Source organism: Ensifer sp. LC163 (genome assembly GCF_001695855.1).
In the GTDB taxonomy this organism is placed as follows: domain Bacteria; phylum Pseudomonadota; class Alphaproteobacteria; order Rhizobiales; family Rhizobiaceae; genus Ensifer.
The window spans coordinates 17,709-31,216 of record NZ_MBSS01000016.1; the positions used below are offsets into that span (position 1 = coordinate 17,709).

Annotated in this window: 12 protein-coding genes; 1 reads left to right on the forward strand and 11 read right to left on the reverse strand. The window is 60.9% G+C overall.

Annotated features, from left to right (window positions below):
• Positions 1–231: 231 nt before the first annotated feature.
• The 4 genes from BC360_RS15610 to BC360_RS15625 all read right to left on the reverse strand — a co-directional run bounded on the left by BC360_RS15610 (position 232) and on the right by BC360_RS15625 (position 4,352).
• Positions 232–2,214, reverse strand: coding sequence for an amidohydrolase (locus tag BC360_RS15610; protein WP_065795835.1), 1,983 nt, complete (start codon positions 2,212–2,214; stop codon positions 232–234).
• Complete coding sequence (locus BC360_RS15615; RefSeq protein ID WP_065795836.1) at positions 2,214–2,504, reverse strand: XapX domain-containing protein; 291 nt, start codon at positions 2,502–2,504, stop codon at positions 2,214–2,216. The genes BC360_RS15610 and BC360_RS15615 overlap by 1 nt, the downstream gene beginning before the upstream one ends.
• A 71-nt stretch (positions 2,505–2,575) precedes the next feature.
• Positions 2,576–3,265 (reverse strand): hydrolase, encoded by a 690-nt coding sequence (locus BC360_RS15620; protein ID WP_065795837.1) that lies wholly within the window; start codon positions 3,263–3,265, stop codon positions 2,576–2,578.
• A gap of 154 nt (positions 3,266–3,419) precedes the next feature.
• The gene (locus tag BC360_RS15625; RefSeq protein WP_065795838.1) at positions 3,420–4,352 is read right to left on the reverse strand and encodes a ring-cleaving dioxygenase; all 933 of its coding nucleotides are present in this window, start codon (positions 4,350–4,352) and stop codon (positions 3,420–3,422) included.
• Between the two features lie 117 nt (positions 4,353–4,469).
• Between BC360_RS15625 and BC360_RS15630 the strand changes: the two genes are divergently transcribed.
• On the forward strand, positions 4,470–5,369 hold the full coding sequence (locus BC360_RS15630) for a LysR family transcriptional regulator (RefSeq protein ID WP_065795839.1): 900 nt from the start codon (positions 4,470–4,472) through the stop codon (positions 5,367–5,369).
• Positions 5,370–5,655: 286 nt separating this feature from the next.
• Here the strand turns inward: BC360_RS15630 and BC360_RS15635 are convergent, their stop codons facing one another.
• The 7 genes from BC360_RS15635 to BC360_RS15665 form a co-directional block, all read right to left on the reverse strand.
• Positions 5,656–7,758, reverse strand: a complete 2,103-nt coding sequence (locus tag BC360_RS15635; RefSeq protein ID WP_065795840.1) for a molybdopterin cofactor-binding domain-containing protein — start codon at positions 7,756–7,758, stop codon at positions 5,656–5,658.
• Positions 7,755–8,234, reverse strand: a complete 480-nt coding sequence (locus BC360_RS15640) for a (2Fe-2S)-binding protein (protein WP_065795841.1) — start codon at positions 8,232–8,234, stop codon at positions 7,755–7,757. Before BC360_RS15640 ends, BC360_RS15635 begins: the two co-directional genes overlap by 4 nt.
• Positions 8,231–9,268 (reverse strand): AraC family transcriptional regulator, encoded by a 1,038-nt coding sequence (locus BC360_RS15645; protein ID WP_065795842.1) that lies wholly within the window; start codon positions 9,266–9,268, stop codon positions 8,231–8,233. Before BC360_RS15645 ends, BC360_RS15640 begins: the two co-directional genes overlap by 4 nt.
• 49 nt (positions 9,269–9,317) lie before the next feature.
• On the reverse strand, positions 9,318–10,256 hold the full coding sequence (locus BC360_RS15650) for an electron transfer flavoprotein subunit alpha/FixB family protein (protein ID WP_065795843.1): 939 nt from the start codon (positions 10,254–10,256) through the stop codon (positions 9,318–9,320).
• The gene (locus BC360_RS15655; RefSeq protein ID WP_065795844.1) at positions 10,253–11,005 is read right to left on the reverse strand and encodes an electron transfer flavoprotein subunit beta/FixA family protein; all 753 of its coding nucleotides are present in this window, start codon (positions 11,003–11,005) and stop codon (positions 10,253–10,255) included. Before BC360_RS15655 ends, BC360_RS15650 begins: the two co-directional genes overlap by 4 nt.
• Positions 11,006–11,040: 35 nt before the next feature.
• Positions 11,041–12,285 carry an acyl-CoA dehydrogenase family protein gene (locus tag BC360_RS15660; RefSeq protein WP_065784769.1) on the reverse strand — a complete coding sequence of 415 codons (1,245 nt, stop codon included), beginning with the start codon at positions 12,283–12,285 and terminating at the stop codon, positions 11,041–11,043.
• A 152-nt stretch (positions 12,286–12,437) separates the two neighbouring features.
• Complete coding sequence (locus BC360_RS15665; RefSeq protein ID WP_065784768.1) at positions 12,438–13,499, reverse strand: alpha/beta fold hydrolase; 1,062 nt, start codon at positions 13,497–13,499, stop codon at positions 12,438–12,440.
• Positions 13,500–13,508: the final 9 nt, after the last annotated feature.

A 13,508-nucleotide genomic window follows, 5' to 3' on the forward strand; every position in this document is an offset into this window, starting at 1 on the left:
CAATCTTCGCCGCTCGGTAAGAGCGACGGTGTGTTCGTCTGATGGAGGCTATGTTGCCCGGGAAGATTGCCGCCAACAATTGCAGCAATAGTTTTGATTTAATTGCGCTTCTTGCAACAATACGGCCGTAAGACGAGGAAGTCGGCTTCCAAGCTACGGCGACATGGGGCTCGGGAAGAACGGGCAGCAACAATCCGCTGCCCGTTCAATGCTTAATGACTTAGCTGCGTTTCACACGGCCCAGCAGGAGCAACCGAGCGCACCGAAGAAACCCTTGAGGTCGGCGATCGGCAGTTTCGACGTCCAGGCGCCGGCATGGTCGTGGCCATGCACGCCGCAGTCGTTGACACAGCCGCATGTCGAGATTGCCGTGCGGCGGAGCGAGCGCTTGCCTGCACCTTCTGGCTCACCCCAAGCGGCGTATCCGCCGAACGCGCGCACCGGCGACCAGTTCGGCATGGCCGGCGGTACGTCGTTTTCATCGAGTGCCTTGAAGGCACCGGCACCGTAGACGATCTTGCCGCCCACCATGGTGAGGTGCGATGTCAGGAAGGAAATCTCGTCTTCGGCGCAGGAAAAGAAATCCTTGTCCGGCACGACGAGATCGGCGAACTGCCCCTTCTCGATGCGGCCTTTCTTGCCCTCTTCATTGGAAAACCAAGTGACCTTTTCCGTCCACATGCGCAGCGCCGTCTCGCGATCGAGGCAATTGGCACGAGGATAGAGTTGCATGCCGCCGACAGTCTTGCCGGTCACCATCCAGGAGAGCGAGACCCAAGGGTTATAGGATGCGACACGCGTCGCATCCGTACCGGCCGAGACGTTGACACCCTTCTCAAGCATGCGCTTGATCGGCGGCGTCGCTTCGGCAACGCCATGACCATAACGCTCGACGAAATACTCCCCCTGGTAGGCCATGCGATGCTGGGTGGCGATGCCGCCGCCCAGAGCTGCGATCCGGTCTATGGAACGATCCGAAATGGTTTCGGCATGGTCGAAGAACCAGTTCAGTCCCTCGAGCGGGATGTCCTTGTCGACCTTTTCGAAGACGTCGAGCGCGCGGCTGATGGTTTCGTCATAGGTGGCGTGAAGGCGCCAGGGCCAGCGGTTCTCGGCCAGCACACGAACGACCTCCTCGAGTTCGCCTTCCATTTCCGGAGCCATCTCCGGCCGGGGTTGGCGGAAGTCTTCGAAGTCCGCAGCGGAGAAGACCAGCATCTCGCCCGCGCCGTTGTGACGGAAGTAGTCATTGCCCTGCTTGTATTTGACCGACTGCGTCCAGTTCAGGAAATCCTGCTTCTCTTCTTTCGGCTTCTGGGTGAAGAGGTTGTAGGCAAGCCGAACGGTCAGCTGATCCTCATCGGAAAGTTTCTGGATGACGGCATAGTCATCGGGATAATTCTGGAAACCGCCCCCGGCATCGATGACGCCGGTGATCCCCAATCGGTTCAGCTCGCGCATGAAATGACGGGTGGAGTTGACCTGATAGTCGAAGGGCAGCTTCGGTCCCTTGGCGAGCGTTGAATAAAGGATCCCCGCATTCGGCTTGGCAAGCAGCAAGCCGGTCGGATTGCCGTTTGCGTCGCGGGTGATCTCGCCGCCCGGCGGGTTCGGCGTGTCTTTGGTGTAGCCGACGGCGCGAAGCGCTGCCCCATTCAACAAAGCACGGTCGTAAAGATGCAAAAGGAACACGGGCGTATCAGGCGCAACCGCGTTGATCTCGTCGATGGTCGGCAGACGCTTTTCGGCAAACTGATGCTCGGTGAAGCCGCCGACGACGCGAACCCATTGCGGTGCGGGCGTGATCGCCACCTGTCGCTTCAGCATGTCCATGGCGTCGGCCAGGCTGCGAACGCCGTCCCAACGCAATTCCATGTTGTAGTTCAGGCCCCCACGCACCACGTGGGTATGGTTGTCGATCAGTCCCGGCAGCACGCGCTTGCCTTTCAGATCGACGATTTTCGTCTCCGGACCCGCCAGGGCCATGATCTCGCCGTCGGTGCCCACCTTCATGAACAGGCCGTCCTTGATGGCGATCGCGGTGGCATTCGGGTTGGCGCGGTCGAGCGTGGTGATCAATCCGCTGTGAAGGATGATATCGGCGTGCATGGGATCGGCTCCGGTCTTGCTGGGATCGGCGGCATTTGCCGGTGAAAACAGGCTGGGAAAGGCGAGGCTCGTCGCTGCGCCCAGAAAGGTTCGGCGCGTCGTCATCAGCTTTTGTCCTGTGGCAAATGTTGGCTGGTGGTGGCTACGTTCACCGCGTTGACGCCGCCCTTCGGCAAGTGGCCGAACATGTGCGGCTTCACCTGGTGTAACCAGGATAGAGCGGCCGGCTCGCGGGCCCAGAAGCTCTTTGCCAGCGGCACGAGCTGCTCTCCGACAAGGATGCCGAGCAGCCCGATGAGGGCGACGACGGGCGGGGCGGGCGAACGCACGTTAAGCAGGCTGTAGATCGCGCCCACCAGCAGGCCGGCACCGAGTGACAGAAGATAGACTTTCATTGGGGGAGCCTCGCGTGGTGAAAGAGAGGTCGCTCCGGCAGCAAGCGCCCTGCCGGAGGGATCGGCGGTGGTTACTTGGCGGGATTCGGGCCGATCCGCTTGCCGTGGCTGACGCGCTCAGTGCTACCGTGGACATGCGTTACCGCGTAATCGATGCCCATGCCGTAAGCGCCGGAATGCTCCTTCACCAGCGCAGTGACAGCGTCGTAGGTTTCCTTGCGTGCCCAATCGCGTTGCCACTCGAGAACCACCTGCTGCCAGGTGACCGGAACGACGCCGGCCTGCACCATGCGGTCCATCGCATATTTGTGTGCGTCAAGAGACGTGCCGCCCGACGCGTCCGCGACCATGTAGATCTCGTAGTCGGTATCGTGCATGCAGGAGAGCGCGAATGTCGTGTTGCAAACCTCGGTCCACAGGCCCGAGACGACAACCTTCTTGCGCCCGTTTGCAACGTTCTTCGCAAGAGCATCGCGCACATTCTGGTCGTCCCAGGAGTTCATCGAAGTGCGCTCGAGAATGTCGTTCTCGGGGAAGACGCCGAGCAGTTCGGGAAAGGTGTTGCCGGAGAAGCTGTCTGTTTCGACGGTCGTGATCGCCGTCGGGATGCTGAATATCCTTGCAGCCTTGGCGAGGCCGACGACATTGTTCTTCAGGGTCTGACGATCAATCGACTGGACGCCGAAAGCCATCTGCGGCTGCTGGTCGATGAAGATGAGCTGGCTGTTCTGCGGGGTCAGGACTTCGAGTTTGCTGGACATTGGGTCTCTCCTTCGTGAGTTATGTGCCGTTTGGGCGGCGGGCTGGGAACTGAATAGGCTCGGCCGATCGGACGCCGGTGTTTCCACAGTTCGTCCGAAGCCTCAAAGTGGAAGAGAGGCGGACCGCCTGGGGCGGCCCGCGGGAGTTCGTTCGCTACGCTGCAAGCGGAGCGAGGCCTGCCTCAATCCGGTCGCGCAAGGGTTCGTAGCGTACGGGCAGCTTCAGCGCCTCGCCGAGATGTGCGGTATCCTCGTCACGATCGAACCCAGGCTCGTTGGTTGCGATTTCGAACAGAACGCCGCCGGGGCTGCGGAAATAGATCGCCCAGAAGTAGTCGCGGTCGATGACCGGCGTGACCTGATAGCCCGTATCCATCAACGCCTTGCGAACCTCAAGCTGTGCCGCCCGGTCAGCCACGGCAAATGCGATATGGTGTACCGAGCCGGCCCCCTGGCGAGCGAACGGCGTTTGCGGCAGAGCCTCGAGATCGATCGTATCGGCGCCGTTGCCATTGGGGATCACCAAGCGCGTGACGTTGCCTTCCTTTTCTGCTCGCTCATACCCCATGAAACCGAGAAGCTCCTCCATGGCTGCGGTATCGTGCAGGCTCAATCTGGCGCCGGCAAAGCCACGGATCGCAGCACCGGCCGGCACGCCCGCGGCGGTCCAGGGAGAGCGAGCGTCCTCGACCTTTTCGACCAGCGCCAATCCGTCGCCATCCGGGCCGCTGAACCGCAGGCGGTTGGCACCGAAGATCGTGTCGACCTTGATGCCGCCGACACCCTGCGATATCAGCCGGTCCTTCCAATAGGTCAGCGACCCCTCAGGAACCGAAAACTGGGTTTCGCCAACTTCTCCGACGCCGGGGCGGCCGCGCATCATGTGATCGAAAGGGAAGTATGTCATCACCGTTCCGGCTGCGCCCATTTCATCGCCATAGTATAGATGGTAGACGCTCGGCTCGTCGAAATTGACGGTCTTCTTGACCCTTCGCAGACCGAGGGTATTCGTGAAAAACGTGTCGTTCCGCCGGGCGTCCGACGCCATCGACGTCACATGATGAAGTCCTTTGATATCCTTGATCATGACCGTGTTTCCTGCGTTTGTCTGGTGTTGGCTGCTGAAAACAAATCTACGCAGATTGCCGCGACGACGGAATTGCAATATTAATTTCGAATGAATTGCGATTTTTGAAATAATGAGATGAACGACTACAAAGCTCTTCGCACCTTCCTGATGGCCGCCGAAAAGAGGAACTTTGCGCAGGCCGCCCGCGAACTCGACATGACGCCCGCCGCGGTGACCCGAGCGATCGCCGCACTTGAGGCTGATCTTGGCGTTCAATTGTTCGTTCGGACCACCCGGCAAGTGTCGCTCACGACGGACGGTGCGATTTTCGCCGCCCAAATTCAGCCCGCCGTGGAAACGCTCGAGAACGCACGACGCGACGTGATGAACGCCAACAAGGCGGATGAAGGTCGTCTCAGGATCAGTGCTCCGACCTGGCTGGGAAAAACCGTCCTGCCTCCCATCCTGTCGGGATTCAAAGAACTCTATCCCAAGATGGGCTTTGAGATTTCCCTTTCGGACGGGCTCGTGAATATCGTCGACGATGACTATGATCTGGCGATCCGCATCTCCGCGCAGCCTTCCGACAAGTTCACCATCTGGCGAAAGATATGCGCCATACCGCGCATGCTGGTCGCAGCACCTGGCAGTCGGTTCGCAGACCTCAACCACCCCAGCGAACTGATGCCTGACGAGTGCCTCGCTTACAGTGACGAGAGCCGTCGAGAGAGCTGGGTTCTTTCAGACGGTGGTTCATCCGTAACAATATCAGCAGGTCGCGGCTTCAGCGCCAACAGTGGCGAGGTTCTCGCCGACATGGCGGCTGACGGTGCGGGCGTGGCGCTACTTCCGGGCTTTCACATCGCCGAACATCTGCGGACCGGACGGCTGGTGCATGTGTTCAAAGGATGGGCACCACAGGATCTGTGGCTGACCCTCTATTATCCGCCCTATCAGGCGCTGCCGCCACGCATCGTCTCGTTCTCGAAGTTTTTTGAGCAACAGGTTCCGGGATTCATGATTGCAGTTCACTGACCTCCACGGGTCGAATTTTGCGCGGACGAGATCTTGTCCGGTTTTTATGGGGCAACTCCAGTCAATGCGCTGACGCCAATGAAGGCCGCAGCATAATCGAGGCGGAAATCCACTTACAGCGCCGCGCGTCAAATCCGACGCGCAAAGGACGCTGTAACACTTTAAACTTGCTGCATAATTTTATCCTTAAATCGGATCCGATTTAAGGAATTATGCAGTAGCAAAACGCCCCGAACTGTTCAGACAAACCGAGCCAGCTCTGTGGGGACAAGTCGTGCCGGTGTGTTCAGCTATCTGTGAGGATCTGGATCAGTCGCTCGCGCGTCAGCGGCAGATCCCGCAGGCGCACCCCCAGCGCTCGCGACGCCGCGTTTGCGATCGCGGCGGCCACCGGACCTTGCGACGCCTCACCCGCACCAAGTGGCGGACTGCCGCGATCGACGATGAAGCGCGTCTCGATTTGCGGTACGTCGGAGAACCGCAGGATCGGATAGCTTTGCCAGTCGAGCGCTGGCACGCGGTCATTCTCAAGGCTGATCGCCTCCTTCAGCGTCCAGCTGATGGCTTGTATGGCGCCACCTTCAACCTGGTTTCGCGCACCTTCCGGATTGATCAGTAAGCCGGCATCAACGCACAACCAAAGACGCTTCACCCGGACCGCCTCGTCCACCGTCACCTCCGCAACGGCCGCAAGCCATGCGCCCTTGTTCTTGTAGCGCGCAACGCCGATGCCCAGAGCCTGCCCCTCCGCAGCCAGCCGACTACCGGGCCAACCACTGATCTTGGCGGCACCTTCAAGAACCGCGCGGCAGCGTTGATCGCGAAGGTGACGCAGCCGGAACTCAAGTGGGTCGGCTGCGGCGATCTCGGCAAGTTCGTCCATCGCGGATTCGATTGCGAACACGTTGAGGTGCGCTCCCAATGATCGCAGTGACGAGGTCCTAACCGAACTGCTCGTATCGAGGGCGACACACACCTCATGGCTCGGAAAATCATAAATCGCCGCAGCATTGCGCGATGCGCCGCCGCCGGCCACATCCGGCAAATCCTCGACCCGGCCGGGAAGCTTGCGCGCGTCGAGCGCCTCGGCCGAGGTCAGGTTGACATGACCACCGAAACCCGGACGCTGCGCATGGGGCGCGCTGACCACCGACATCCTCCAGGCCGATATGCTTCCCGCGGCATCGAGCGCGGCGCCGATCTCTGCCGACATCGCCGCCCCCAACGGTGCACGGCTGAGTTCGTCCTGGCGCGACCATTGCACGCGAACCGGGATCCCGGCGTGATCGATAGCGATAATCGCTGCATCCAACGCCGCATCATCCGCGCCGTTATGACCATAGCAACCTGCACCATGGGCATGGACGACGCGAACGTTGGCGACGTCGAAGCCGAGACAAGCCGCAATCTGGTCCCGAAGAGCGAAAATTCCCTGGGAATGCGTCCAGACCGACAGTTGCCCATGTTCATAAAACGCGAGACCGCAACTGGGTGCGATCGACCCATGGGCGACATAACCGCGCGAGTAGCGGGCTCTAAGGGCCAGATTTGTCATCGATAGCGGGACTTCGCCATCGCGGATCACCGCACGCATTTCGCCCGCCGTCTGTGCCGGCTGCCAACGCCCGGATTCCTCCGACCAGGTCAGGAACGCGTCGGCATCTGCCTGCGCGGACTGAACATCGAATTCATCGGGCCCGACAAGAGCGACAAAGTCTTGCCTGCATAGCAACTCGACGCCCGGATAGTGTTTCGAAAGCCAGGCCGTGTCGGCGTTGGTCAGCCTGGCAAGGCGAAAGGGCTGCCGGACGACGCGCGCATGCAGCATATTTTCGAGCGCGATGTCGTGAATGTACCCACCGCGTGAAATTTTGACAGCCAGGTCGAGACGCAGCGGGCTGGTACCGACGATCGCGTAATCGGCTGCCGCCCTTACCGCAATCGGCCCTTCGACAGCCTTGGTCCAATCGACATCTGCAGCCACCGTCCAGAAATCGAGCCCGACCGGCTCCACGCCCCTGAAAAACACACCGTCTCTGCAAGACAGGATTTCGGGAGCAGCCTGCAAACGTCTTGAAGCTGTTTGAAACAGCTCAGCGCGCGCATGCGCGGCCACGAGCCGCAACGAGGCGCCCGACATTTCGATCGATTGGCTGCCGGCAGTGATCCCTTCGTCCGGTGAGACGGCAGTGTCTGCCGAGCAAATCTCGATCTGTCCAAGGGACAGGTCCAGTTCCTCGGCAACGATCTGAGCAAGCGCCGTCAGAATGCCTTGTCCAAGCTCGACCTTTCCCGGTCTGATCAGGACCTTTCCGGGTACCTCGAACGAAATCCAGCGGGCAAGGATGGGATTGTCCTTAAGGCTCTTCGGCGTTGAAGCAGCGGTCATCGGCTCGCCTCCGCCAGGCCCTTCGCAGCGCGTTCGACGGCGCGCAGGATGCCGCCGTGGGCGCCGCAGCGACAAAGGTGGCGATCAAGCGCTTCGATCACTGCCTCACGTGTCGGAGAACCGTTCGCTTTCAACAAGGCGAACGCAGACATGACGATACCGGAGAGGCAATATCCACATTGGCCGGCATGCTCGGCGTCAAAGGCTTCGAGCAGAGCACGACCGACCGGATCGTCGGCTAGCCCCTCCGGGGTGACGATCGACGCACCATCCAGAAACGATACGGGCAAGGCGCATGAATAGCGGGCCTGCCCATCGATGCTGAGGACGCAGGCGCCGCATTGTTCCAGGCCGCACCCGAAGTGGCTCGCCTTCAAGCCAAGCCGGTTTCGCAGCGCCAACAGGAGCGGCTCATCGAGGCGCCCCTCGAAGGAGACCTCGGCACCATTGACCTGGCATTGGACCCGATTGGTCATTGCTGCCCGCCCACCATGTCTGCCTTGGCAGCGGCTCGCTGCGACGCACCTGCTTGCGGAAAGGCAGAGGTGGCGGCGGTCGCCCTCACATTGGCCTTTGCCTGCTTGAGTCGATAGGCGGTTGGCGTCATTCCGACGGACTTGCGAAAGGCGCGCAGGAAGTACTTTTCGTCGTTGTAACCGACCGTATAGGCGATCTGGCTGATCGTTTCGTCGGTAAGAACAAGCCGCTCCCTTGCATCCTCGATACGCATCTGCCGAATGAGCGCGTTGAAGCTCGTGCCGGAATATTGTCGGAGCAGTGAGCAGAGCCGGCTTCGCGAAAGCCGCACCGCTTTGGCCGCTTCTTCGAGCGTCGGCCCCCTTAGATAATTGTCGGAAATGAAATCGGCGATCCGACGCATGTTCCCGCTATCGCGACCGATGGCGGGCAAAACAGGCGATAACTCGTTGAATGACGTTTCATAGCTCTGGCTGATGCTTGCCAACATCAGCGCGAGCTCACCCCTGATCATCTCGGTGGCACAAAGGCGTTCGCCGCCGTATTGATCGATCATGGAACGGCAAGCCTGCTCGACGCGCGCCATCTGCGTGCTGTCGAGGTTGAAGTCGATGTGGCCCTGCCAGACGAATGGCGTCAACTCCGGCGCCAATCGAACAAGCTCGGCGGTCGGATAGGTCCGCGTGATGGCCGGCCTCAGGAAGTCGAGATCGAAATAAAGTACGATGCATCGTGTCATCAGGTCGAAGCGGATCTGATGCGGAACCATCGGAGCGATGAAATAGATCGACCCCGCCCGTGGCTTACAAGACGTCAGGCCGATCCGCGCCGTCGGCGCCTCCGTCATGAAGTAAATGATCTGGAAGTAATCGTGCTTGTGTGCGGGATAGAGGCGCTGGGTTTTCTCGACCAATCGAACGTGAAAACGCGGTTCGCCGGATCGCTCCAGAGCATAGGAGCGGAAAGGCGCCGACATGTCGTCGATTCGATCCGAAGCCTCGCCGGTATTATGCTTCTTGACCGCCCGCTTCATGATACCTCCCATCTGCCCGATCACTCACAGTGTTGCGTCCAGTATCTCACTATCCTGCCGGCATGGCCGCCCGAATCTCCGGGACAGCCTCGAAGAGGTCGGCAACCAAGCCATAGTCCGCGACCTGAAATATCGGCGCTTCCGGATCCTTGTTGATGGCGACGATCACCTTCGAATCCTTCATGCCCGCGAGATGCTGAATGGCGCCCGAGATGCCGCAGGCGATGTAGAGGTCGGGAGCGACGATCTTGCCGGTCTGCCCGACCTGGAGATCGTTGGAAACGAAGCCGGCATCCACCGCAGCCCGGCTTGCGCCAAGTGCAGCGCCGAGCGCATCGGCAAGGGGAGCCAGGACCGCCTCAAAATTCTCGGCCGAGCCAAGTCCCCTTCCGCCGGACACAACGATGCGCGCCGAGGTCAGTTCCGGACGATCCGAACGCGCCATGACCTTGGCAACGAATGAGGACAAATGGGGGCCACGCTGAAAGTTTACGGGTTCTATCGGCTTTGCGTGCTCGCTGGGCGCGGGAGAAAATGCCGAGGTTCTGATCGTCAGGACCTTCTTGCTGTCTCTTGACCGCACGGTCTGGATGATGTTGCCTGCATAGATCGGACGGCGGAAGCGATCCGGTGCCTCGACGGCGATCACGTCGGAAATCTGCATCACGTCGAGCAGGGCCGCCACCCGCGGCATCACGCTTTTGCCCGACGTCGTTGCCGGCGCGACGAACGCGTCATAGCGTTCGCCGAGGCCTGCGATCAATCCAGCGAGCGGCTCACAAAGCTGGTCTGCGAGATCGCCATCGTCGGCAATCAGGACTTTCGCGACTCCCGCAAGCATCGCCGCCCTCGCTGCCACGGCGCCGCAGTCCCGTCCGGCGACGAGGACATGGACGTCCGGATCGACAAGAATGGCAGCCGTTACCGCTCGGGCGGTGGCGTCGTCAAGGACTAAGCCGTTGTGTTCGGCAAGAACAAGCACACTCATGACAGGACTCCCGCTTCGCTACGCAACCGTTCGACAAGCTCCGTCGCCGAGCCAACTTTTATGCCGGCTAGACGCCCGGCCGGCTCCTCCAACCGAACGATTTCCAACCGTTGCTCAACGACGATGCCGTAATCTGCCGGCTGCCGTTCCGCGATCGGCTTCTTCTTCGCCTTCATGATATTGGGCAGCGATGCATAGCGCGGTTCATTCAACCGAAGATCGACCGTGATCACCGCGGGCAGGACCAATCGCACGGTCTGCGAACCGCCATCGACCTCACGCGTGACCGTGACCGCATCGCCTTCGACGGCCAGGTTCGAGGCAAAGGTGCCCTGCGCCCAGCCGAGTTGGGCGGCCAGCATCTGACCGGTCTGATTGCAGTCGTCATCGATTGCCTGTTTGCCAAGCAAGATCAGATCCGGCTTTTCTTCAATCGCGGCCGCCCTCAAGAGCTTGGCAACCGACAGCGGCTCGATCGGAGCATCCGTCTTGATGAGAAGGCCGCGGTCGGCTCCCATCGCAAGCGCGGTGCGCAGTGTCTCCGTTGCCTTATCCGGGCCGATGGAGACGACGAGGACCTCGCTCGCAATAGCCAACTCCCTCAACCGGACCGCCTCCTCGACGGCGATCTCGTCGAAGGGGTTCATCGTCATCTTGAGTCCCGTGAGGTCGATGCCGCTTCCATCGGCAAGCAGCCTCACCTTGACGTTGGGGTCGACGACCCGCTTGACCGCAACCATGATCCTCATCTGTCTCCCTCCCATTTGGACAGCGGCTGGAAATGCTAGTTTTCAGGACCAGCGTATTTTCCGGCCGTCGCCGGGAACATCGTCTTGATGATCTTCATCCGGCTGACATCGACGGTCGCATCCATGTGCAGGAAGATCGCCGCGTCGCGGAACAGCTTCTCGATGCCGAACTCCAGCATGGCGCCGTTGCCGCCATGCAGTTCAAGCGCATGGGTGGCGACCTTCATGATTTCCTCGGATGCATAGACCTTGGCCATGTTGCACAACGCATCCATGTCGGGGTGGCCCTCGTCGACGGCGCGCGAGGCGCGCTCAATGAGCGAGCGCACGGCTTCGATGCGCGTCGCCATATCGGCAAGCCGCAGGGCAACCGCCTGATGCTTGATGAGGATGCGGCCGCCCTGGACGTAGTTCTGGACATAGTCCGCGGTGCGCTCGAAGCAAGCAACGCCAACGCCAAGGTTCTTGGCCGCCTGGATGATCTTGCCGGCGCGGAAGTATTTGCCGGCGCTGCCAAGCGCCGTGTTCTGGACGAGCAGGTGGTCGGCGGGAACGCGGCAATCCTCGAAAACCAGTTCGCCGTTGTTCATGAAGCGGCAGCCCATGGTCTCGTTGCATTTGGTAACGGTCAGACCCGGCGTGTCGCGCGGGACGAGAAAGCTCGAGGTGCCTTGCAGCATGCCGACCGAAGTATCGGTGTTGGCGTAGACGACGTAGAGGCTTGCATCAAATCCGTTCGAGATGAACTGCTTGCGCCCGTTGATGACCCAGTGCCCATCCTTCAGCACGGCCTTGGTGTGCATGGCTGCCTCCGGAACATTGTAGGGCAGCCAGCGATCGGACGCGCCACGCGGCTCGGTCAGGCAATGGGCCAGGAGAAATTGCGGATCGGCCAGGAGCCGCGGAAACCACTTGTCCTGCAGATGCTTCGGCGCGAATTCGCGCAGGAGGATCGACACCTTCCAGTTCTGCACGAGCTTGTCGGCTAAGCCGGAATCGCCACGGGCGATTTCCTCGGAGATGAGCGCGAAGGTTCTGACTTCGGTGTCGTGCTCAAGGTCGACGCCGCCATGGGCCTCCGGCACGCCGAGCGTGCGCACGCCGATGGTCTCAGCGCCCTCCAGGATAGACCGTGGCAACCGTTCGCCAGGGCTCATGTCCCACTCGCGCTGCCAGTTCGACCGGATGAAGGGGGTCACCGCATCATCGACGAAGGCGCGGCAACTGTCGCGCATCAATCTCTGTTCCTGGGACAATGAGCCGTCATCGGCGTAGATCATGTTCTCGCTCCCTAAAGTGCAACTTCGGCAGGCATTGAGTGCCTTCCTCCCACCGTTTTATTGCTAGCATCGGCCTTAGAAGTGGATCAGGTCGTGACGTCCTCTTCTGGTGGACTATCGTCCAATTCGACGTGGACTATCAGAGAACACACCTATCGCTTTTGGCCGGAAAACCGGTCGTTCAACCAATCGGCAACGAGCGGGCGGTAGAGCCAGGAGATGTTGTTGCAGACATGATTGCCTTCGGGAAACACGTGGATTTCGGCGCCCCTCGCACAGGCTTCAGCACATTTCCTCGCTTCGGCAGGCGGAAAGATCCGGTCGCGGCCACCATGAAGGATGAGCGCAGGCGCGTCCGGTGCGGCACGGCCACGAAGCGTGAACCGTTCGGCGCTCTCGCGGATGTCCTCACCGCCGAGCGCAAAGCGCATGTTGTCCCGATAGACCTGCGGCAAATCGGGCCAAAAACTGCCGAGATCGAAGAAGCCGTTGATCGAGACGACGCCGACGATATCTGGAAGCGATGCCGCGGCTCGAAGCGCGAGAAAGCCGCCGAACGCCATGCCGACGAGACCGACCTCTCCCGACAATCCTTCTCGCCCTTCGACCACCCTCATCGCCGCGGCAAGGGCGTCAGCGAGATCCGGCCGCAAGGGACCGAACACACGCCCTTCCCCCTGCCCCGGACCGTCTAGCGACAAGGTTGCGATACCGCGTGCATGGAAGTGCCGTTCGAGAGCCGGAAACTCCTCCTTGGTCGAATCCGACCCGGGTACGATCAGCGCGAGCGGATAGCTGCCGCCACCCGGGGGAAGACGCAGGCAGGCCCGCAGCGCGCCGCCCTCGAACGGAATGTCGAGTATTTCGCCTGGCGGATCGAGCAAAGGGGCAGCCAGTCGATAGAGTTCGACCTTTCTTGCAGATGCCTTTTCCTTGGCCGCCAGGTCGTCGAACGCCATGAACTGGCCGAAGTGATAAAACAGGCTGGCGCGAGCGTAAGCTTCGCCCGCCGTTACTCGGCGCCCGACGGCCAGGGCATCAGCGGCCATCTCGGCATGCCGCTCCCCTTCCTCGCTCCACGCAGCAAGCCAGTTCTCCCAGACGCCGGCACGTTCGATGACCGCCCTCGCGGTGGGCGAGGGAATGCCCGCCACCTCAATACGCGGCAGCCAATGCTCGACCACGCTTAGAAGACGGTTCTCTTGCTGGTCCATGTCTCACCT